We start from the raw sequence: 20267 nt of genomic DNA, 5'->3' as shown, positions 1-20267 counted from the left end.
ACCGGCCCTTTCGCGGCTATAGCCGCGAAAGGGCCGGCATTGACACCTAACAGCTATCAGGCCGACTCCCCTTCCACCCGGTCCCGCCCGGCCTGCTTGGCCGCATACACCCCTGCATCGGCACGCAACAGCAAGGCATCGGCACCCTCCTCTGGTCGCCATCCCGCCACCCCAAAGCTCGCGGTTACCCTGCCCACGCCCTCCACCGGCATATTGCGTACGCCTTGCCACAGCTCGAGCGCCAGCAGCCGCGCCTGCTCGGCATCGCTGCCCGGGCACAGCACCATGAATTCCTCCCCGCCCAAGCGGCAGAACACATCGGTACGCCGCAAACGTTGGCCGATGCGCTGGCACAGGCTACGCAACACCCGATCGCCGACCGCATGGCCGAAACGGTCGTTGATGCGCTTGAAGTGATCGATGTCGAGCATGATCACCGCCAGCGCCAGGCCATCGCGCTGGGCCCGCTCCAGTTCGACCTTGAGCCGCTCCTGAAAGTAACGGCGGTTGTGGATGCCGGTCAGCGAATCGGTAACCGACAGCGCCCGCAGCTCTTCTTCCACACCCTTGAGGTCGGAAATGTCCGTCAGGTAGCCATGCCACAAGGTACAGCCCTGCTCACCCACTTCCGGCGTCGCCTCACCACGCACCCAGCGCAATCCGGCCCGAGGCAGGCAGACCCGATACTCCTCGCGCCAGGGTGACAGGTGTTCGGCCGAGTAGCGCACCGAACGGCGCACACGCTCCAGGTCATCGGGGTGGATGCGCTCGAACACCACCGTGGCATCCTCGCGCAACTGCTGCAGATCAACCTCGTAGATGTCATACAGGCCCATGCTGGCATACGGGAAGCACGAATGGCCGTTGGCATCCAGGCGGTATTGGTAGATGCCGCCTGGCACCTCGGCGCTGAGCTTTTCCAGCAACCGGTCACGCGCCGCCAGCGCCTCATGCACCCGACGCCGCTCGGTGACATCAATACAGATGGCCAGGTAGCCAACCCACAAACCATGCTCGTCGAGCATGGCGGTAACCAGCATGTTGGCCAACAGCTGGCTGCCATCGGCACGTAGCAAGGTCCACTCACCGGGCTCTGCGCCGTGCTCCTGCACCGTTTCGGCGAACATTGCCTGGCCGCCAGCAATCGGGCGACCAAAGCGCAAGCTCAACGCATGGGCACGCAGGTTCAGCTCCTCGGGCAGCACCAAATCCTCAAGGCGCAACTGCCCGATCGCTTCGCTGGCCGGGTAACCGAGCATGCGTTCAGCACCGGCATTGAAGGTGCTGATAATCCCCTTGAGGTTGGTGGCGATGATCGCCACCTGGGTTGCGGCATCCAGCACACTGCGCAGCTGGTTGTGGGTGCCGCGCAACGACTGCTCGCTGACCTGCAACTCGGCAGTTCGCTGCTCGACCAAGGCCAGGGCGCGCTGACGCTGGCTGAACAGGCTATAGAGCAGCACGCTGAGCAGCAGGCTCAACAACCCGCCCAACAAACTCACCGCCAGCACCGCCGAGGAACGGTTGGCCTGCACGAACGCCTGGCTCGGCAAAATGCTCAGCTGGAAATGGTGATCGGCCAGGTGCAGTACCTGGTTGCTGGCCAGCGCCAGGGAGGCGACCGGGTTCTGCGAATCGAACATCACTTCGGGGCCTTGCAACCCAGACGGGTCGGTGATGCGCACGACCAGGTTGTCATCGGCCGCTACCGGTCGAGCGTCGCTGACCAGCTCGCGCATGCTCAGCAAGGCCATCACATAACCTGCTGCCGCGCCTTGGGGGTTGGCATCGGAAAACACCGGCGCCACCATCAGCAGGCCGCGCGCGTACGAAGGGATATCGTACATGGCCAAGGGTTCGGACACGGCCATGCTGCCAGGCCCGAGCGCCCGCGCCAGTGCTGCCTGGGGTGCCCCCTGTCCGGCAAGGTCCAGCCCATAGGGCAGCCCCGGCATTTCACCGGATTGGGTATACAGCACCGGAAAGTAATGGTCGCGCGGCGGCGCGGGGCGCCACTGGCCTTGTGCGTCCTGGTCTCGGATCACATAGCCTGGGCCCGAGTGCTCACTGGCGTGGCGCTCGAACTCGGCGCGCTGCGCGGCTTCGACGCGTGGTGCCCAAGCGTAGGCCAGGGTGCGCTGCAGCAACGGCCGGGCGTAACCGTCAAATTCATGCAGGGTAACTTCGTTGGAAAAACTGAAGAAACGCCGCAGGCCGTCCAGGCGTTGTTCTTGTTCATCGAAGCGCTCGGCAATGCGGCTGGAGCGTTCGCTGGCCAGCAACTCGAAACGCTGGCGCAACTGCTGCTTGTAGAACGTCTGCGCGGCAAGCGCCAGGGCGGCCGTCAACAGGCCGCCCGCCACCAAGGCCACCAGTGCCACCGCCCAGGCGGACACCGCCTCTGTGCACAGGCCAAGCAACCGCGCACGCACGCCATACTTTGACATACACCCATCTCGTCACGTCAGCGTCCTGCGGATTATCTTGCCCTGCCCTCAGTTATAGCTATTGGCCATTAGCCGCGCAATGTACCTCGTCGGCTCAACGCAATTGCAGGCGCCAGGCGCGGTGGATCCGGTTGTTACGGGCAAAGTCCGGGTCCAGCGTCTGGGCGGTGATTTCCTCCACGGCATAACGTGCCATCAGATGCTCGTCCAACTGGAACTTGCGGAAGTTGTTGGAGAAATACAGCACGCCGCCCGGTGCCAGGCGGGCCATGGCCAGGTCCAACAGTTGCACATGGTCACGCTGCACGTCGAACACGCCTTCCATGCGTTTGGAGTTGGAGAAGGTTGGCGGGTCGATGAAGATCAGGTCGTAGCTGTCGCGGTTGCCTTCCAGCCAGGCCATCACATCGCTCTGCTCAAGGCGGTTGCGCTCGGAGTAGCCATTGAGCGCCAGGTTGCGCCGTGCCCAGTCCAGGTAGGTTTTCGACAAGTCGACACTGGTGGTGCTGCGCGCACCGCCCTTGGCCGCATGCACGGTGGCCGTGGCGGTGTAGCAGAACAAGTTGAGGAAGCGCTTGCCGGCCGCTTCGCGCTGAATGCGCATGCGCATCGGGCGGTGGTCGAGGAACAGCCCTGTATCGAGGTAGTCGGTAAGGTTGACCAGCAACTTGACGCCACCTTCGTTGACCTCCTGGAAACGGCCCTCGGTCGCCTGGCGCTCATACTGGCGCGTGCCGCTCTGGCGCTCGCGTCGTTTGAGCACCACACGTTGCGGCGAAATGCCCAGCGCCTGCGGGATAGCCGCCAGCGCATCGAGCAGGCGCGCCTGGGCCTTGTCCGGGTCGATCGAACGTGGCGCAGCGTACTCCTGCACATGGACCCAGTCCTGGTACAGGTCGACCGCCAGGGCATATTCGGGCATGTCGGCATCGTACAGGCGGTAGCAGTCGATCTGCTCGCGACGGGCCCACTTGCCCAGTTGCTTGAGGTTTTTCTGCAGGCGATTGGCAAACATCTGCGCCCCTTCCGACAGCCGCGCCGGCTCGCTGGCCTGCGGGGCCTGCTGGCGGACTTCGGTGCCTTCAGGCTGCGCCTCACGGCGTTCGCCAGTGACGAACTGGTCAGGCTGCACCTTGAACAGCAACAGCTTGCACGGCAAGGCGCCGTTCCAGAACGCGTATTGCTTGTGGCTGCGAATACCCATGCGCTTGCCCAGCTGCGGTGCGCCGGTGAACACCGCCGCCTCCCAGCCCATGCAAGCCTGGCGCAGGCGCTCGCCGAGGTTCTGGTAGAGGTACAGCAGGCTGGCCTCGTCACCCAGACGCTCGCCGTAGGGCGGGTTACTGATGACCAGGCCTTTCTGGTTCTGGTCCGGGCGTGGCTCGAACGTGCTGACTTCGCCCTGGTAGATCTTCACCCAGTCGCCCAGGCCGGCACGCTCGACGTTGTTGCGGCCCGGCTGGATCAGCCGCGGGTCGGCCTCGTAGCCACGGATCCAGAGCGGTGGCTTGGCGAGGCCAGCCTGCGCGCGGGCCTGCGCTTCGTCATGCACCTTGCGCCACAACGCCGGCACGTGGCCGAGCCAGGCACTGAAGCCCCAGCGTTCACGTTTGAGGTTGGGGGCGATGTCGGCAGCGATCATCGCCGCCTCGACCAGGAAGGTACCCACGCCGCACATTGGGTCGGCCAGTGCGCCGCCTTCGGCGGCAATGCGCGGCCAGCCGGAACGGATCAACACCGCTGCCGCCAGGTTTTCTTTCAATGGCGCGGCGCCCTGCTGCAGGCGGTAGCCACGCTGGTGCAGGCTGTGGCCGGACAGGTCGAGGGAGAGGATGGCCTCGCCGCGGTCCAGGCGCAGGTGCACGCGCACGTCCGGGTCGATCTTTTCCACCGACGGGCGCAGGCCCTCGCGATTGCGCAGCTTGTCGACGATCGCATCCTTGACCTTCAGCGCACCGAAGTGGGTGTTGTCGATGCCCGAGCCATGGCCGCTGAATTCAACCGCCAGCGTGCCGTCAGCCGCCAGGTGGTCGGCCCAGTCGACGGCATTGACGCCATCGTAAAGGTCATCGGCGTTCTTCATGCTGAAGCGCTTGAGTACCAACAGTACCCGGTTGGCCAGGCGAGACCATACGCACAGGCGGTAGGCGGTTTCCATGTCGGCGGCGCCGCGAATGGCCGAGGTGTGCTCGCGCACCTCTTCAAGGCCAAGGCCCTTGGCCTCTTCGGCAAGCAGGCCTTCAAGGCCTTTAGGGCAGGTGAGATAAAGTTCGAAACGGTCCGACATGAGTATTCCAGAGCCTTGGGCTATTTGACTGACGAGGCAACGCATCGCCCCGCGATGTTTGCCCGCATGCCTTTCCAGCAGACGTGCGGGTGACCCTTTTTGGCACGAAAGCGTGCCGCGAAAGGCCGGGCCGCCTGACCGAGCCACGCTTGGCCAAGTGGCAAAGACAGCTTAGATCATCAGGCAGTACGAGAAATTCTGGCGATTGCCGGGCAAATGTGACCCTTCGTCGCATTTCAAATTATTTCTGTCATCCGCGAGCACCGCTGGCCAAATGACGTCATTGATCGGCAAACCCCGATCATAGCGGGCTCAACGCCAAATAAGGTTGAGTCGCATTTATTTACTTATCCTTTCACCCTCAGAAAGGTTACGTGCTTATGACAAATTGATCATTCACACCGTGACTCGCATTCGTTAGAACTGGTCTTAGGCCGCATCGCAACGAGGCGGCACCTTCAGCTCGCCACGCCGGCAGCGAGCGCAAACCGGCAGAAAGACTCTGCCCGGCCTCGGAGAGGCCGACGGGACATTACAGTCAACAAGTGAGGGCAACACCCTATGAGAAGACTTAAGCGTGATCCGTTGGAAAGAGCATATTCACGTGGCTACCAATACGGGGTCACCGGCAAATCCCGCGAACTTTGCCCGTTCAATCTTCCTTCTGTTCGCCAAGCCTGGATCAACGGCTGGCGCGAAGGTCGCGGTGATAACTGGGACGGAATGACTGGCACCGCTGGCATCCATAGACTCAACGAAAATCACGCCGTTGGCTGATCGAGGACACTGAATTCGATTTACCATGCACGCCCCATCCGGGCGGCGGGCGAAGGCCCAGGGGCCCCTTGATGGGGCCCTTTTTTTGCCTGCCGATTATACCCGTGGCATGGCGGCGATAGCGTCCACCGCCTCGCGGATCAGCGCAGGCCCCTTGTAAATGAAGCCCGAGTAGATCTGCACCAGGCTCGCCCCCGCAGCGATTTTTTCGGCGGCATGGCGGCCTTCGGTAATGCCACCGGCGGCAATGATCGGCAACTTGCCACCCAGCTCGCCTGCCAGCACCTTGACGATGTGGGTACTCTTCGCCAGCACCGGCGCGCCCGACAGCCCCCCCGCTTCGCCACCATGCGGCAGCGCTTCGACACCTTCACGGCCCAGCGTGGTGTTGGTGGCGATCACCGCATCCATGCCCGACGCCATCAGCGCAGCGGCCACCAGCGCGGTTTCTTCATCACTCATGTCCGGGGCAATCTTGATTGCCAGTGGCACACGCTTGCCATGGGTGACGGCCAGTTGCTCGCGGCGCTCGGCCAAGGCATCGAGCAACTGCTTGAGCGAATCGCCAAACTGCAGGCTGCGCAGGCCCGGAGTGTTTGGCGAACTGACATTGACCGTAATGTAGCTGGCAGCCGTGTACACCTTGTCGAGGCAGATCAGGTAGTCATCGACGGCACGCTCGACTGGCGTGTCGAAGTTCTTGCCGATGTTGATGCCCAGCACCCCGTTGTAGCGCGCGGCACGTACCCGCTCTAGCAGGTGATCAACGCCCAGGTTGTTGAAGCCCATGCGGTTGATGATGGCCGTGGCTTCCGGCAAACGGAACAGCCGCGGCTTAGGGTTGCCCGGCTGCGGACGCGGGGTGACAGTGCCAATTTCGACAAACCCGAAACCCAGTTGGGCGAAACCGTCGATGGCCGCACCGTTCTTGTCCAGGCCAGCCGCCAGGCCAACCGGGTTGGCGAAGTTCAAGCCCATGACCGAAACCGGCAATGCCGCCGGTTGCTTGCACAGCATGCCGTTGAGGCCGAGACGGCCACCGGCGCCGATCAGGTCCAGGGACAAGTCGTGGGAAGTTTCCGGGGAAAGCTTGAACAGCAGCTGGCGGGCCAGGGTATACATGGGCGGGCAAGGCTCAGGGTGAGTGAGGGTGCGATTATAGCCAGCACGGGCCTGGCAGGACAGCAAATCGTGGGAGCGCTTGGCACATGGGTTGCACCAATCCACCCACAGCCTTATCAGTACTGGCGAGGACCCTTGTGAACACCGCACTACGAGCAACGCCCCTGGCCTGGGTCAACGGCAGCGACGCGCCAGAAAAGCCCAGCCTGAACATCGGTTACATGGCCCTGACCGACTGCGCGTCGGTAGTGGTCGCCGCCACCCAGGGCTTCGCCCAGCAGCACGGCCTTACTCTCAATCTCAAGCGCCAGGGCTCGTGGGCCGGGTTACGCGACAAGCTGGTCAGCGGCGAACTGGACGCCGCGCATTGCCTGTATGGCCTGGTCTACGCCGTACACCTGGGCATCGGTGGCGTACCCGCCTACGACATGGCCGTGCTCATGGGGCTGAACCAGAACGCCCAAGCCATCAACCTGTCGCCGGCCCTGCAGCGCAAGGGCGTGACCAACCCTGAAGCGCTGGCGCGCCTGGTGCACCAGCATGGCGCACGCCTGACATTCGCCCAGACCTTCCCCACCGGCACCCATGCCATGTGGCTGTATTACTGGCTGGCCAGCCAAGGTATCCACCCACTGCGCGACGTCGACAGCGTAGTGGTGCCACCGGCGCAGATGGCTGCACACATCCAGGCCGGGCGCATTGACGGTTTCTGCGCGGGTGAACCGTGGGCCGCCGACGCTGTGGCCAAGGGCCAAGGCTTCACCTTGGCCACCAGCCAGTCGATCTGGCCGGATCACCCGGAAAAGGTCCTGGCCTGCGCGCGCGCCTTTGCCGAGCAATACCCCAACAGTGCCCGCGCGCTGATCAAGGCGATCCTCGCGGCCAGCCGGTTCATCGAGCAAAGCCCGGAAAACCGCCGCAGCACCGCGCAACTGCTCAGTGGCAGCGCCTATCTGGATACCCCACTGGACACCATAGAACCGCGGCTGCTCGGCCACTATCAGGACGGCCTGGGCAACCATTGGCAAGACCCGCACGCCCTGCGCCTGTTCGACCAGGGTCGGGCCAACTTGCCCTACCTGTCCGACGGCATGTGGTTCATGACCCAGTTCCGCCGCTGGGGGCTGCTGCGCGAAGACCCCGACTACTTGGGCGTGGCCCGTCAGGTCCAGCAGCTGCGGCTGTACAGTGAGGCCGCGCAAAGCCTGGGCATCGCCTGCCTGGAGCTACCGATGCGCAGCAGCCTGCTGATCGACGGCACCCGCTGGGACGGCAGCGACCCCTACGGCTATGCCCGCAGTTTCAGCCTGCACGCCTTGGGCGACCAGCCCAATGCCCGTGTCGGCCTGTGAGGGAGACCAGCATGTTGCGCATCCTGCTGATCGACGACACCCAGAACAAACTCGGCCGCCTCAAGGCAGCATTGAGCGAGGCAGGCTTCGAAGTCATCGAAGCCCCAGACCTGACCATCGACCTGCCCGCCTGCGTCGAAACAGTGCGCCCGGACGTGGTGCTGATCGACACCGACTCACCCGACCGCGATGTGATGGAGCAGGTAGTACTGGTCAGCCGTGACCAGCCACGCCCCATCGTGCTGTTTACTGACGAGCACGACCCCGGAGTGATGCGTCAGGCGATACAGGCAGGGGTGAGCGCCTATATCGTAGAGGGCATCCATGCGGCGCGGCTGCAGCCGATCCTGGATGTGGCCATGGCCCGGTTCGAAAGCGACCAGGCACTGAAAGCGCAGCTGCTGGCGCGCGATCAGCAACTGGCCGAGCGCAAGCGTATCGAGCAGGCCAAGGGCTTGCTGATGAAGATGAAGGATTGCAACGAAGAGCAGGCGTACACCTTGATGCGCCGACAGGCCATGAGCCGGCAGCAGAAGCTGATCCAGGTGGCCGAACAGATCATTGCCATGCACGAGATGCTGGGGTAATGCGCCTGGCCTGAGACCTCACAGGCACTGAAAACCCATAGGCACGCCAACACTTGGCCCATCTCTTGCTGAACAAACATCACCGGTAGCCAACGGCGGTTGCCCCACTTAAATCCCGACAAAGACGTCGCTCTCCCCTCCACCCCCGTGGAGCGGGTGGCGGCGTCTTTTTCGTTCCGTTGCATTGCCGAGTGAGGTGTTCGATGAGTACCAGCTTCTGGAAATCCGGGCATGTGCCCACGCTGTTCGCCGCGTTCCTGTACTTCGACCTCAGCTTCATGGTGTGGTACCTGCTGGGCCCACTGGCGGTGCAGATTGCTGCCGACCTGCAACTGAGCGCACAACAACGGGGCCTGATGGTGGCCATGCCGATCCTGGCCGGGGCTATCCTGCGCTTTGCCATGGGCGTGCTGGTGGACCGCCTGTCACCCAAGACCGCCGGCCTGATCGGCCAGGTGGTGGTTATCGTCGCACTGGCCGCAGCCTGGCACCTGGGCGTGCACAGCTATGAACAAGCGCTGCTGCTGGGGGTGTTTCTGGGGTTCGCGGGTGCTTCGTTCGCTGTGTCGCTGCCACTGGCTTCGCAGTGGTACCCGCCACAGCACCAGGGCAAGGCCATGGGCATCGCCGGCGCCGGCAACTCTGGCACCGTGTTCGCCGCCCTGCTGGCGCCGGCGCTGGCTGCAGGCTTTGGCTGGAACAATGTGTTCGGCTTTGCGCTGATCCCGTTGACACTGGTGCTGGCGGTGTTCGCCCTGCTGGCGCGTAACGCCCCACAACGGCCCAAACCGAAAGCCATGGCCGACTACCTCAAGGCCCTGGGTGACCGAGACAGCTGGTGGTTCATGTTCTTCTACAGCGTCACCTTCGGTGGCTTCATCGGCCTGGCCAGCGCCCTGCCCGGCTATTTCAGCGACCAGTACGGCCTGAGCCCGATCACCGCCGGCTATTACACCGCAGCTTGCGTGTTCGCCGGCAGCCTGATGCGCCCGCTCGGCGGCGCGCTGGCTGACCGTTTTGGCGGCATCCGTACCCTGTTGGGCATGTACAGCGTGGCAGCTATCTGCATCGCCGCAGTTGGTTTCAACCTGCCCTCTGCCGCAGCCGCACTGGCGCTGTTCGTCAGCGCCATGCTTGGCCTGGGCGCCGGCAACGGCGCGGTGTTCCAGCTGGTGCCGCAACGTTTTCGCCAGGAAATCGGTGTAATGACCGGGCTGATCGGCATGGCCGGCGGCATTGGCGGTTTCCTGCTGGCGGCCGGGCTTGGCACTATCAAGCAGCACACCGGCGACTACCAACTTGGCTTGTGGCTGTTCGCCAGCCTGGGCCTGCTGGCGTGGTTTGGCCTTCATGGCGTGAAACAGCGCTGGCGCACCACCTGGGGCTCGGCTGCAGTCACGGCAGCACGGGTCTGAGATGAGCCTGCAATTGAGCTTTGCCCAAGCCAGCGCCACTGGGCCTCGCGCGGAAAACCAGGACGCCCTGCGCCTGGTTACCCCGGCGCCAGAGCTGGCCGCCAGCAAAGGCTACCTGTTCGCCCTGGCCGATGGCGTCAGCCAATGCGCCGACGGCGGCCTGGCAGCGCGAGCCAGCCTGCAGGCGCTGGCCCTGGATTACTACGCCACTCCGGCCACCTGGAGCGTCGCCCAGGCCCTCGACCGCCTGTTGCTGGCGCAAAACCGCTGGTTGCGTGCCCAGGGCAGCGGCCAGCCGTTGCTGACCACCCTTAGCGCGCTGGTGTTGCGCGGCCGGCGCTTTACCCTGGCCCACGTTGGCGACTGCCGGGTGTACCGCTGGCACGATGGGAACCTGCAGTGCCTTAGCGAAGACCATGTATGGGACCAGCCGGGCATGCAGCACGTACTCAAACGCGCGCTGGGCCTGGACCAGCACCTGCTGGTGGATTACCTGGAAGGCGAGCTGCAGCCGGGCGAGTGCTTTCTGCTGCTCAGCGACGGGGTCTGGGCCAGCCTGGGCGAGCAACACATCCAGGCCGTGCTGCGCGAGCAGCCTGATCTGCAACTGGCCGCCGACACCCTGGTTGCCAGCGCGCACCTCAACGGCAGCCAGGACAACGCCAGCGCCTTGCTGGTGCACGTCGAGCAACTGGGCCCAGCCAACCTGGGCGATACCCTGGCACAGCTGCAAGAATGGCCAGTGCCCGGCCCGCTGCGTGAAGGCCAGGTGATCGACGGCTGGCAGGTTGAAAAACTGCATGCACACAGCCGCCAGTCCCTGCTGTACCAAGTGCGCGATAGCCAGAACCAACCGTGGTTGCTCAAAACCCTGCCCGCTGCGCGCGAACAGGAACCGGGGGCAGCGCAAGGCCTGTTGCTGGAGGAGTGGTTCCTGCGCCGCATCGCTGGCCGGCACTTCCCCGAGCTGCACGCCGCCAGCCAGCGCCAGCACCTGTATTACGTGATGCGCGAATACCCCGGCCAAAGCCTGTCGGCACTGCTGGCCGCACACGGCCCGCTGCCTTTGGCGCAATGGCTGGAGGTCGCTCGGCAACTGCTACAGGCAGTTGGCGTGCTGCACCGGCGCAACTTGCTGCACCGCGACATCAAGCCCGACAACCTGCACCTGGGCCGCGATGGTCAACTGCGCCTGCTGGACTTCGGCCTGGCCTATTGCCCGGGCCTGTCCGAAGACCCGCGGCACGAGCTGCCCGGCACGCCCTCGTACATCGCCCCGGAAGCGTTCGATGGCCTGCCACCCAGCCCGCGCCAGGACTTGTATGCAGTGGGCGTGACGCTGTACCACCTGCTGACCGGCCACTACCCGTACGGCGAGATAGAAGCCTTTCAACGCCCGCGCTTCGGCCAGCCGGTCAACGCCTCGCGCTATCGCCCCGACCTGCCGGAATGGTTGCAGCACAACCTGCAGCAGGCCCTGGCGGTCGACCCTGCCCAGCGCTTCGAAACCGCCGAGCATTGGTTGCTGCTGCTCGAACGCGGCGACCGTCAGGAACTGCCCAGCCGACCACGCCCACTGCTTGAGCGCGAGCCGGTGAAAGTGTGGCGCACGCTGGCCCTGCTGTCGTTGCTGATCAATCTGATACTGCTGCTTACCCTGCTCAAGGGCTGACGCAACTTGCCGATGAGGACACCTCGATGAATGCAAAAATATGGTTGGTGGGTGCCGGCCCTGGTGACCCCGAACTGCTCACCCTCAAGGCTGTGCGAGCTTTGCAGCAAGCCGCCGTGGTCCTGATCGACGACCTGGTCAACCCGGCGGTGCTGGCGCACTGCCCGCAAGCACGGGTGATTGCCGTGGGCAAGCGCGGCGGCTGCCGCTCTACACCGCAGGCGTTCATCCAGCGCCTGATGCTGCGCCATGCGCGACAGGGCCGCTGCGTGGTGAGGCTCAAGGGCGGCGACCCCTGCATCTTTGGCCGTGGCGGTGAAGAGGCGCTGTGGTTACGCGGGCATGGCATCGAGGTAGAGCTGGTCAACGGCATTACCGCCGGCCTGGCCGGCGCAACGCAGTGCGGGATCTCCCTGACTTCGCGCGGTGTCAGCCGGGGCGTCACGCTGGTGACGGCGCATACCCAGGATGACAGCGCACTGAACTGGGCGGCATTGGCCCAGGGCGGCACGACGCTGGTGGTGTACATGGGGGTAGCGCGGCTGGAGCAGGTGCGCCAGGGCTTGCTGGATGGTGGCATGGCGCCAGGGATGCCGGTGGCGATGATCGAGAATGCTTCATTGCCGCAACAGCGAGCGCACAGGAGTGACGTGCGGAGAATGGTCGAGGATGCGCACGGGTTTGGCTTGCGCAGCCCGGCAGTGCTGGTGATTGGAGAGGTGGTTGGGGAGCAGCAGATTCTGCGACTGGACGCAATCGCGGGCTGAATGCCTGTCCCTACAGGAGCAGCCTTTGAGCCCGGATAAAACCCAGGCAAAGAAAAACCCGGCCGAGGCCGGGTTTTTCATGAAACATCAGGCCAATTACTTGGACTGAGCTTCTACCTGAGCTTCAACGCGACGGTTGATAGCACGGCCTTCTTCGGTGGCGTTGTCAGCAACCGGACGGGTTTCGCCGTAGCCAACCGAGTCAACACGGCTGGATTCTACGCCGTACTGCTGGGTCAGGACTTGCTTGACAGCGTTGGCACGACGCTCGGACAGCTTCTGGTTGTAAGCGTCTGGACCCACGGAGTCAGTGTGACCTTCAACCACGGTGGTGGTTTGTGGGTACTGCTTCATGAAGTCAGCCAGGTTTTTGATGTCGCCGTAGCTGTTTGGCTTGACGACCGACTTGTCGAAGTCGAACTTGACGTCCAGCTCAACACGAACGACTTCGGCAACAGCCGGGCAGCCGTCGGCGTCAACGGTAACGTTGGCCGGGGTGTCTGGGCACTTGTCGACGTTGTCGCAAACGCCGTCGTTGTCGGAGTCGGAGCAAACTTCAGCAACTGGAGCTGGAGCGGCTTCGGCTTGCTTCGGGCTACCGCCGAAGTTCAGGCCAACACCAACGCTTGGGGCCCACTCGGTGTCGCCCTGGTCGATGTTGTACTGAGCTTCTACGCCGGCACGGGCGTAGAACATGTCGGTGATGTACCACTTGGCGCCAGCGCCAACGTTGGCGAAGGTGGAGTGGTCACGACCGCCACGGCCGGTCTGGCCCAGCGACTGGTGCGAGAAACCAGCGGAAACGTACGGACGGATAGCGTCGTACGGGTTGTTGAAGTGGTAAACGGCGTCCAGGGCGGTGTTCGAGCCCTTGATGTTCTTGCCGTCTTCGCCACGAGCGTTGTGCACTTCGTCGTAGCCCAGACGCAGTTCAACGTCGTCGGTCAGGAAGTAACCGATCGAGCCGCCGAACAGGTTGCCGTCGTTCTTGAAGTCGCGCTGGCTGTCGAAGAATTCTTTCTTGTAGAAAACTTCGGTCTCGACGGCGCCTTGACCTTGTGCCATAGCGCCAATCGAGGTGGCGGCTACGAGCGAACCAATGGCCAAGCCCAAGGTGTTTTTCAATTTCATCCGTTAAATCCCCATCTGGTGATAGTTAAGCAGTCCCACCACAAACAAGGGGGACAACTCGACGGCAAGTCTAGCAGAACTCGCCGATCCGTTAGAGATATTTGCACGCCACTAAGTTTCATCGAGGCCAGCAAATTTCTCACGAAGCTTGTCTAGCGCGCGCTTGTAACGCATTTTCGTCGCGCTAAGACCCATGTGCATGATGTCGGCAATTTCCTGAAATTCCAATTCTGCGACAAAACGTAGCACCAGAATTTCCCGGTCAATCGGGTTCACATGCACCAACCACTTGTCCAGCCCGCCTTTTTCTTCCGGCTTCGGGGCCTTGTCTTCAGACGCCTCTTCAACAGGGTCCAGGCTCAAGGCATCCATTAACCGACGTTTACGGCGCTCCTTGCGGTACTGGGTAATGCACTCGTTGTAGGTGATGCTGTAGAGCCAGGTCTTGAACTTGGATTTACCCTCGAAGTTCTTCAGCCCATACAGCACTTTGAGCATCACCTCCTGACAGACATCGTCCGCGTCCCGGTCGTTCCCCAGATAACGCGCACAGACGTTGAACAGGGTCCGCTGGTAGCGCCGCATGAGCTCCTCATAGGCGCGGGTAACGTGGTACAGCTCCTCATGCGAACGCGCCACCAACTCTTCGTCGGTGAGCTCGCGGGGGTCATAACGCATGGGCGGCGAATGAACTTTATTCAAAACGAATCTGGCCGACAGTCAGGTCAATGTCGCCGCGCCGACCCCGTGGGTCGAATTTCGCGGCGGCATACATTAACAGCTTTTGTGCGGTTAGCGGCTATTGACACGCTGTTCAAGCAGCTCGCGGTTAGACAGTGACACCAGTTCGCCATCATCGGTCAGCAGCGTCGTCTTCACCGTACCGATCTCCTCGATATGCCCTTCGACCTCTCCAATCCGCACTTGCTGGCCTACCTGGTACAGCTCGCGCACATAAATACCGGCCAGGATCTGCCCGGCGATTTCGCGGCTGCCGAGGCCCATGGCCAGCGCAACGGCCAGACCAACGGTAATCAGCCCAATAACGATGACGTGGTTCAGCAGGTCGGTTTTCACCTCCAGCTGGCTGATGGCTACCGAGATGCTGATGATGATCACCAGGCCCTGGGTAATACGCCCAAGCCCCGCCGAGTACTCTAGGCCGATACCTTCGGCGGCGCCACGAACCAGACCGTTGGCAACCTGTGCCAGCAGCACGCCAGCCAGCAGCACCAGGGCGGCGCCGAATACCTTGGGCAGGTACAGGGCGAGCATGTCGAGGGTGGCCGAAACCCGTTCCAGGCCCAGCGACTCAGCGGCCGAGACAAGGAAGATGAGCAGCACGAACCAGTAGACGATCTTGCCGATCAAGGTCGAGATCGGCACTTGGATGCCAACCCGACCAAGCATCTTGGTAAGGCCAGTGCCGGCCATCAGGCGGTCCAGGCCAAACTTGGCCAGCAGCTTGGACAGCAGCGTGTCGAGCAGCTTGGCCACCACGAAACCGAGCAGCACCACGACCAGCGCGCCGAACAGGTTAGGGATGAAGTTCGCCACCTTGGTCCAAAGGGCGGTCATCGCGGTGACCAGGCTCTGGGTCCAGAGATCGAGTTCCATATTCAATCGGCCTTATCTGCTTTGCTGCCAGTGGCAGCGTTGCGGGAAGAGTGTCGACGCACCGGCGCGACATGCGCCGAGCCATTGTTCACGGCAATCAGCAGCGCCTGGCACCAGCGGCCAAGCAGGCTGAACAGATCGCCCGCGCCAACTTGGCGGTTGGCGGTTTTCAGCACGCGACCCAGGCAAGCGGCATCGTCCCGGTCATCCCGGTCATTGCCGGAGGGTGACGCTTTGAGCAGGTCGCGCAGGGATTCTTCAAACGGATCGTGCATAGGCACCTCGCGCAGTATCAGCAAGAGACGAGGTAGCCCGGCAATGGGTCACACATCCGATTGGGACGAATGTTTCAAAATGCACGCCTAGACCCATCGCAACCGCCGGAACAGCCACCACTGCCCCACCGCCAGCCCTAGCACAACGATGCAGGCGAACAAAAAACCCAAAGGATTATCCGCCCCGGGTATGCCGCCGACATTGATGCCCAGCAGCCCGGTGATGAAGCTCATGGGCAGGAAGATGCAGGTGATGATGCCGAAGCGGTACATGGTGCGGTTCATCCGCTCGCTACGCCGGCGGTCTTCGCTTTCCAGCACCAGCGCGGCACGCTCGCGGGTCAGTTCCAGCTCTTCGAGGTAGCGGATCAGGCTGTTGTTCAGCTCGTTCCAGTAATCGGCATCGGCATCGGCGAACCAGCTCCATTTGCTGCGCGACAACTGGGCGTAGATCTCCCTTTGTGGGGCGAGGAAGCGGCGCAAGCCGGCGGCACGGCGGCGAATTTGCTGCAGGCTGCCTTGCTCTGGAGTATACCGTTCGTCGGATTCGACCTTTTCTTCCTCCAGGTCGACCAGCTCGGACAGGTCACTGACCAGGCCCTGGACCTTTTCGGTCAGCAGTTCACCCATCAACAGCAACAGCTCAGAGGCGGATTTCGGCCCCCTGCCCTGCTCCAGCAGCTGCAGAATTTCGTCGCTGGCACGCAACGGCCGCAGGCGCAGCGAGATGACCCGCTGAGCCTCGGCGAAGATACGTACCGAAACCATGTCTTCGGGCTCTGCGCCGGGGTTCAGGTTGACCCCACGCAGGAACAGCAACAGCTGTTCGTCCGCCATGGGCAGCAGGCGTGGCCGGGTGTTTTCTTCCAACAGCAGGTCGCAGGCAAACTCGCTCAGGCCGCTGTCATGCAACAGCCAGGTGCGGGTTTGCGGATGGCTGCGGTCCCAGTGCAGCCACAGGCTCTGCTCCGGCTGCAGTTGCAGGTCGTCCAGTTCGGTACGGGCAATCGAGCGCGCGCCGCCTCTGCCATCGAGCACCAGGGCATGCACCAGCCCCCACTGCGCGTTGTCTTCCTCGAACATCAAAGCTCCATCAGCGCGTGCGGCGCATCACTCCGGCATTTCCAGCGGGCTTGGCGATACCAGAACACCATTGTTGTCGGCATATACGTATTCGCCCGGGCGGAATGTTACCCCGGCGAAGGTCACCACCACGTTGAGGTCGCCGATACCGCGCTTGTCGGTTTTCATTGGGTGGCTGGCCAGGGCCTGCACGCCGACATCGGTCTGGATCAACACGTCGACGTCACGCACGCAACCGTAGATCACCAGGCCTTCCCAACCATTCTTGGCGGCCTTTTCGGCCAGCATGTCGCCGAGCAGTGCACGGCGCAGCGAACCACCACCATCGACCACCAGCACCTTGCCCTTGCCGTCAAGTTCGACCTGTTCCTTGACCAGCGAGTTGTCCTCGAAGCACTTGATGGTGACGATCTGACCACCGAACGAATCGCGGCCGCCGAAATTGCTGAACATCGGCTCCAGCACTTGCACCAGGTCCGGGTAGGCGTCACACAAGTCGGGCGTTACGTAATGCTGCATGGGAAGCTCCTGTCAGTCACAACGAAAGCGGGTATCGGCCAAGGCTACACCGTGGAGGCTGTCGCAGTCATCCGGGACCGGGCAGTCATTTGTATTCATCCTGTACCGGCCTCTTCGCGGGCGCGTCCGCGAAAAGGCCGGTACAGGCAGAGCAGAGTCAGCTGGCGGGCACCGGCTCCACTGCCAAGGTGGACTCATGCACCGGCAACAGCGGGTCGCGCAACCAGCGTTCCACCAGCGGCCATACCTGCACCTGCGCGGCCTTGCTTACCAGCATGTCGACATGCCCGAAGGCATCGAAGCCTTCCTCACGCCCCAGCCGCAGGAACTGCTTGCGCTCACCACCCAACTGCTCGAACAGCTTGCGACAGGCCCATACCGGGTCCTGGAAGTCGCCCGCACCGGCCACCGCCAGCAACGGCACATCCACCTCTGCGAGCCCCGCCCACCAATCGTGCTTCTTGTCGCCAAAACGCCCGAACAGACCGTGCCAGCGCATGCTCTCCAGAGCCAGGCCTATGGGCTCGTCTTCCGGCCCACGCTTGAAGCGCGGCCCCGATATCTGCCCCCAGCGCTTGAGCAGCAGTTTCGCGCCCCAGGCCAGCGGTGGCACTTTCAGCGGCCAATAGACGCGGCTGATCTGTGTACCGAACAGTGCCACGCTGGCCACCTGCTCGGCAGCCAGGAAACCACCGCCCAAGGCGGCCGCCAGCGTGGTGCCGCCAAGAGAATGGCCCACCCAATGCGGTGCCTGGCCCGACTGTTCGCGCACGAATGCGTTGATCAGTGGCAGGTCTTCACGGGCATACGCAGCAACACTGTTGTGCTTCCAGGCCTGGTTACGCGGCGACAGGCCGTGGCCACGCATTTCCGGGATCCACACATCGAAACCGGCGCGCGCAAGGTAGGCGCCCAGACCAACCCCTTTGGGCGAATACCAGAAACGCCGATTGGAAAAACTGCCATGCAGGAGAATGACCGGCACGCCCTGAGCCTGGCCTTGGTCGGCTAGCCCCAGCCGGGTGACGGCCAGTTCGACGCTGGGGTCCGGGCCGTTGCCGGCCTTGATCCGGTACACGTCTTCGCTGAGGTCGCCGCGGCGCTCGGCACTGAGCAGGGCCACGGGGAAAAGAATGCTGCTGCTTTGCATAAGGTTGCTTGGTGCACAAAAAAGGGCGGGGTCCATTGCTGGAGCTCGCCCTGGAAAAAACCAGGCGGGAGGACGCCAGACGCCCCCCCGCGTTTTACCGCATCAGGCCGCGCCCTGGCCTTCGGCCAGGAAGAACCAGGTTTCGAGTACCGAGTCCGGGTTCAGCGACACGCTTTCGATGCCCTGCTCCATCAGCCACTTGGCCAGGTCCGGGTGGTCCGATGGGCCCTGACCGCAGATGCCGATGTACTTGCCGGCCTTGTTGCACGCGGCAATGGCGTTGGCCAGCAGCTTCTTGACCGCAGGGTTACGCTCGTCGAACAGGTGGGCAATGATGCCCGAGTCGCGGTCCAGGCCCAGGGTCAGCTGGGTCAGGTCGTTGGAGCCGATCGAGAAGCCGTCGAAGTATTCCAGGAACTCTTCGGCGAGGATGGCGTTGGACGGCAGCTCGCACATCATGATCACGCGCAGGCCGTTGTCGCCGCGGGCCAGGCCGTTCTCGGCGAGCAGGTCGACAACCTGGCTGGCTTCGCCCAAGGTGCGCACGAACGGCACCATGATTTCGACGTTGGTCAGGCCCATTTCGTTGCGCACACGCTTCAGCGCACGGCACTCGAGTTCGAAGCAGTCACGGAACGATTCGCTGATGTAGCGCGAAGCACCGCGGAAGCCCAGCATCGGGTTTTCTTCTTCCGGCTCGTACAGCTTGCCGCCGATCAGGTTGGCGTACTCGTTGGACTTGAAGTCCGACAGGCGCACGATGACCTTTTTCGGGTAGAAGGCCGCCGCCAGGGTGCTGATGCCCTCGACCAGCTTCTCGACGTAGAAGCCAACCGGGTCGTTGTAGCCGGCGATGCGCTTGTCGACGCTGTCTTTCAGGTCGGCAGGCAGGCCCGCATAGTTCAGCAGCGCCTTGGGGTGCACACCGATCATGCGGTTGATTATGAATTCCAGGCGCGCCAGGCCGACACCGGCGTTGGGCAGCTGGGCGAAGTCGAATGCGCGGTCCGGGTTGCCGACGTTCATCATGATCTTGAACGGCAGCTCGGGCATGGCATCGACCGAGTTCTGCTTGATGTCGAAGCCCAGCTCACCTTCGAAGATGAAGCCGGTGTCACCTTCGGCGCAGGATACCGTCACGCCCTGGCCGTCTTTGAGTACCTGGGTGGCGTTGCCGCAACCGACTACCGCCGGAATACCCAGCTCACGGGCGATGATCGCCGCGTGGCAGGTACGGCCACCGCGGTTGGTGACGATGGCGCTGGCGCGCTTCATCACCGGCTCCCAGTCCGGGTCGGTCATGTCGGAGACCAGCACGTCGCCCGGCTGGACCTTGTCCATTTCCGATACGTCGTTGATCACACGAACCTTGCCGGCGCCGATACGCTGACCAATGGCACGGCCTTCGACCAGCACGGTGCCTTTTTCTTTCAGCAGGTAGCGTTCCATGACGTTGGCGCTGGAGCGGCTCTTCACCGTTTCAGGGCGGGCCTGGACGATGTACAGCTTGCCGTCGTCACCGTCCTTGGCCCACTCGATGTCCATCGGGCGCTGGTAGTGCTGCTCGATGATCATGGCCTGCTTGGCCAGCTCGCTGACCTCGTCATCGCTCAGGCAGAAACGTGCGCGTTCGGCACGGTCGACTTCGACGGTCTTGACCGAACGGCCGGCCTTGGCTTCTTCGCCATAGACCATCTTGATCGCCTTGCTGCCCAGGTTGCGGCGCAGGATGGCCGGGCGGCCGGCCTGCAGGGTGTTCTTGTGTACGTAGAATTCGTCAGGGTTGACTGCACCCTGCACCACGGTTTCGCCCAGGCCATAGGCGCCGGTGATGAACACCACGTCGCGGAAGCCCGATTCGGTGTCGAGGGTGAACATGACGCCAGCGGTGCCGGTTTCGGAGCGGACCATGCGCTGCACGCCGGCAGACAGGGCGACCAGTTTGTGGTCGAAGCCCTGATGCACGCGATAGGCGATGGCGCGGTCATTGAACAGCGAAGCGAACACTTCCTTGGCCGCGCGGATCACGTTATCGACGCCGCGGATGTTCAGGAAAGTTTCCTGCT

General features: G+C 63.1%; 17 protein-coding genes. 6 read left to right on the top strand and 11 right to left on the bottom strand.

Annotation, left to right across the window (positions count from 1 at the left end):
• Window positions 1-56 precede the first annotated feature (56 nt).
• Together APH35_RS23970 and rlmKL are read right to left on the bottom strand one after the other, a co-directional pair.
• The gene (locus APH35_RS23970; protein WP_060515646.1) at window positions 57-2447 is read right to left on the bottom strand and encodes a sensor domain-containing diguanylate cyclase; all 2391 of its coding nucleotides are present in this window, start codon (window positions 2445-2447) and stop codon (window positions 57-59) included.
• 94 nt (window positions 2448-2541) lie between these two features.
• The gene (gene rlmKL, locus APH35_RS23965; protein WP_012271277.1) at window positions 2542-4734 is read right to left on the bottom strand and encodes a bifunctional 23S rRNA (guanine(2069)-N(7))-methyltransferase RlmK/23S rRNA (guanine(2445)-N(2))-methyltransferase RlmL; all 2193 of its coding nucleotides are present in this window, start codon (window positions 4732-4734) and stop codon (window positions 2542-2544) included.
• A gap of 561 nt (window positions 4735-5295) precedes the next feature.
• Between rlmKL and rmf the strand changes: the two genes are divergently transcribed.
• Window positions 5296-5511, top strand: coding sequence for a ribosome modulation factor (rmf, locus tag APH35_RS28620; protein ID WP_003248687.1), 216 nt, complete (start codon window positions 5296-5298; stop codon window positions 5509-5511).
• Between the two features lie 96 nt (window positions 5512-5607).
• On the opposite strand, the gene APH35_RS23960 is transcribed toward rmf, so the two are convergent.
• Window positions 5608-6633 carry a quinone-dependent dihydroorotate dehydrogenase gene (locus APH35_RS23960; RefSeq protein ID WP_012271276.1) on the bottom strand — a complete coding sequence of 342 codons (1026 nt, stop codon included), beginning with the start codon at window positions 6631-6633 and terminating at the stop codon, window positions 5608-5610.
• A gap of 137 nt (window positions 6634-6770) precedes the next feature.
• On the opposite strand from APH35_RS23960, the gene APH35_RS23955 reads away from it, so the two are divergent.
• The 5 genes from APH35_RS23955 (at window position 6771) to cobA (ending at window position 12426) form a co-directional block, all read left to right on the top strand.
• Window positions 6771-7985: a CmpA/NrtA family ABC transporter substrate-binding protein gene (locus APH35_RS23955; protein WP_060493282.1), complete on the top strand. Its 1215-nt coding sequence runs from the start codon at window positions 6771-6773 to the stop codon at window positions 7983-7985.
• Between the two features lie 11 nt (window positions 7986-7996).
• Window positions 7997-8572: an ANTAR domain-containing response regulator gene (locus tag APH35_RS23950; protein ID WP_012271274.1), complete on the top strand. Its 576-nt coding sequence runs from the start codon at window positions 7997-7999 to the stop codon at window positions 8570-8572.
• 203 nt (window positions 8573-8775) lie between these two features.
• Window positions 8776-9987 (top strand): nitrate/nitrite transporter, encoded by a 1212-nt coding sequence (locus APH35_RS23945; protein WP_060515645.1) that lies wholly within the window; start codon window positions 8776-8778, stop codon window positions 9985-9987.
• A 1-nt stretch (window position 9988) separates the two neighbouring features.
• A complete protein-coding gene (locus tag APH35_RS23940; protein WP_060493284.1) occupies window positions 9989-11659 on the top strand; it encodes a bifunctional protein-serine/threonine kinase/phosphatase in 1671 nt (556 codons plus the stop codon).
• Window positions 11660-11685: 26 nt separating this feature from the next.
• Window positions 11686-12426: a uroporphyrinogen-III C-methyltransferase gene (gene cobA, locus APH35_RS23935; RefSeq protein WP_060493285.1), complete on the top strand. Its 741-nt coding sequence runs from the start codon at window positions 11686-11688 to the stop codon at window positions 12424-12426.
• A 96-nt stretch (window positions 12427-12522) separates the two neighbouring features.
• On the opposite strand, the gene APH35_RS23930 is transcribed toward cobA, so the two are convergent.
• The 8 genes from APH35_RS23930 to ppsA all read right to left on the bottom strand — a co-directional run.
• Complete coding sequence (locus tag APH35_RS23930; RefSeq protein WP_012271270.1) at window positions 12523-13557, bottom strand: OmpA family protein; 1035 nt, start codon at window positions 13555-13557, stop codon at window positions 12523-12525.
• 111 nt (window positions 13558-13668) lie between these two features.
• A complete protein-coding gene (sigX, locus tag APH35_RS23925) occupies window positions 13669-14235 on the bottom strand; it encodes an RNA polymerase sigma factor SigX (RefSeq protein WP_003248665.1) in 567 nt (188 codons plus the stop codon).
• Between the two features lie 114 nt (window positions 14236-14349).
• The gene (locus APH35_RS23920; RefSeq protein WP_004376138.1) at window positions 14350-15174 is read right to left on the bottom strand and encodes a mechanosensitive ion channel family protein; all 825 of its coding nucleotides are present in this window, start codon (window positions 15172-15174) and stop codon (window positions 14350-14352) included.
• A 2-nt stretch (window positions 15175-15176) separates the two neighbouring features.
• The gene (locus APH35_RS23915) at window positions 15177-15449 is read right to left on the bottom strand and encodes a hypothetical protein (RefSeq protein WP_012271268.1); all 273 of its coding nucleotides are present in this window, start codon (window positions 15447-15449) and stop codon (window positions 15177-15179) included.
• 87 nt (window positions 15450-15536) lie between these two features.
• Window positions 15537-16532 (bottom strand): zinc transporter ZntB, encoded by a 996-nt coding sequence (locus APH35_RS23910; RefSeq protein ID WP_012271267.1) that lies wholly within the window; start codon window positions 16530-16532, stop codon window positions 15537-15539.
• Between the two features lie 27 nt (window positions 16533-16559).
• Window positions 16560-17051, bottom strand: coding sequence for a ribonuclease E activity regulator RraA (gene rraA / locus APH35_RS23905; protein ID WP_060515644.1), 492 nt, complete (start codon window positions 17049-17051; stop codon window positions 16560-16562).
• 157 nt (window positions 17052-17208) lie between these two features.
• Window positions 17209-18201, bottom strand: a complete 993-nt coding sequence (locus tag APH35_RS23900; protein ID WP_223296400.1) for an alpha/beta fold hydrolase — start codon at window positions 18199-18201, stop codon at window positions 17209-17211.
• Between the two features lie 102 nt (window positions 18202-18303).
• Window positions 18304-20267, bottom strand: a 1964-nt coding sequence (gene ppsA, locus APH35_RS23895) for a phosphoenolpyruvate synthase (RefSeq protein ID WP_060515643.1), incomplete at its 5' end; no start/stop codon positions are given.

The organism is Pseudomonas sp. NBRC 111132, assembly GCF_001320565.1.
GTDB classification, from domain to species: domain Bacteria; phylum Pseudomonadota; class Gammaproteobacteria; order Pseudomonadales; family Pseudomonadaceae; genus Aquipseudomonas; species Aquipseudomonas putida_P.
The sequence above is the reverse complement of the archived record's forward strand: the minus strand, read 5'-3'. Positions and strand labels throughout refer to the sequence as shown.

Excerpts from the sequence above, each read along its gene's own strand:
- APH35_RS23970 (WP_060515646.1), bottom strand. The coding sequence starts at position 2,447 with ATGTCAAAGTATGGCGTGCGTGCGCGGTTGCTTGGCCTGTGCACAGAG.
- rlmKL (WP_012271277.1), bottom strand. The coding sequence starts at position 4,734 with ATGTCGGACCGTTTCGAACTTTATCTCACCTGCCCTAAAGGCCTTGAA.
- rmf (WP_003248687.1), top strand. The coding sequence starts at position 5,296 with ATGAGAAGACTTAAGCGTGATCCGTTGGAAAGAGCATATTCACGTGGC.
- APH35_RS23960 (WP_012271276.1), bottom strand. The coding sequence starts at position 6,633 with ATGTATACCCTGGCCCGCCAGCTGCTGTTCAAGCTTTCCCCGGAAACT.
- APH35_RS23950 (WP_012271274.1), top strand. The coding sequence starts at position 7,997 with ATGTTGCGCATCCTGCTGATCGACGACACCCAGAACAAACTCGGCCGC.
- APH35_RS23945 (WP_060515645.1), top strand. The coding sequence starts at position 8,776 with ATGAGTACCAGCTTCTGGAAATCCGGGCATGTGCCCACGCTGTTCGCC.
- APH35_RS23940 (WP_060493284.1), top strand. The coding sequence starts at position 9,989 with ATGAGCCTGCAATTGAGCTTTGCCCAAGCCAGCGCCACTGGGCCTCGC.
- cobA (WP_060493285.1), top strand. The coding sequence starts at position 11,686 with ATGAATGCAAAAATATGGTTGGTGGGTGCCGGCCCTGGTGACCCCGAA.
- APH35_RS23930 (WP_012271270.1), bottom strand. The coding sequence starts at position 13,557 with ATGAAATTGAAAAACACCTTGGGCTTGGCCATTGGTTCGCTCGTAGCC.
- sigX (WP_003248665.1), bottom strand. The coding sequence starts at position 14,235 with ATGCGTTATGACCCCCGCGAGCTCACCGACGAAGAGTTGGTGGCGCGT.
- APH35_RS23920 (WP_004376138.1), bottom strand. The coding sequence starts at position 15,174 with ATGGAACTCGATCTCTGGACCCAGAGCCTGGTCACCGCGATGACCGCC.
- APH35_RS23915 (WP_012271268.1), bottom strand. The coding sequence starts at position 15,449 with ATGCACGATCCGTTTGAAGAATCCCTGCGCGACCTGCTCAAAGCGTCA.
- APH35_RS23910 (WP_012271267.1), bottom strand. The coding sequence starts at position 16,532 with ATGTTCGAGGAAGACAACGCGCAGTGGGGGCTGGTGCATGCCCTGGTG.
- rraA (WP_060515644.1), bottom strand. The coding sequence starts at position 17,051 with ATGCAGCATTACGTAACGCCCGACTTGTGTGACGCCTACCCGGACCTG.
- APH35_RS23900 (WP_223296400.1), bottom strand. The coding sequence starts at position 18,201 with ATGCAAAGCAGCAGCATTCTTTTCCCCGTGGCCCTGCTCAGTGCCGAG.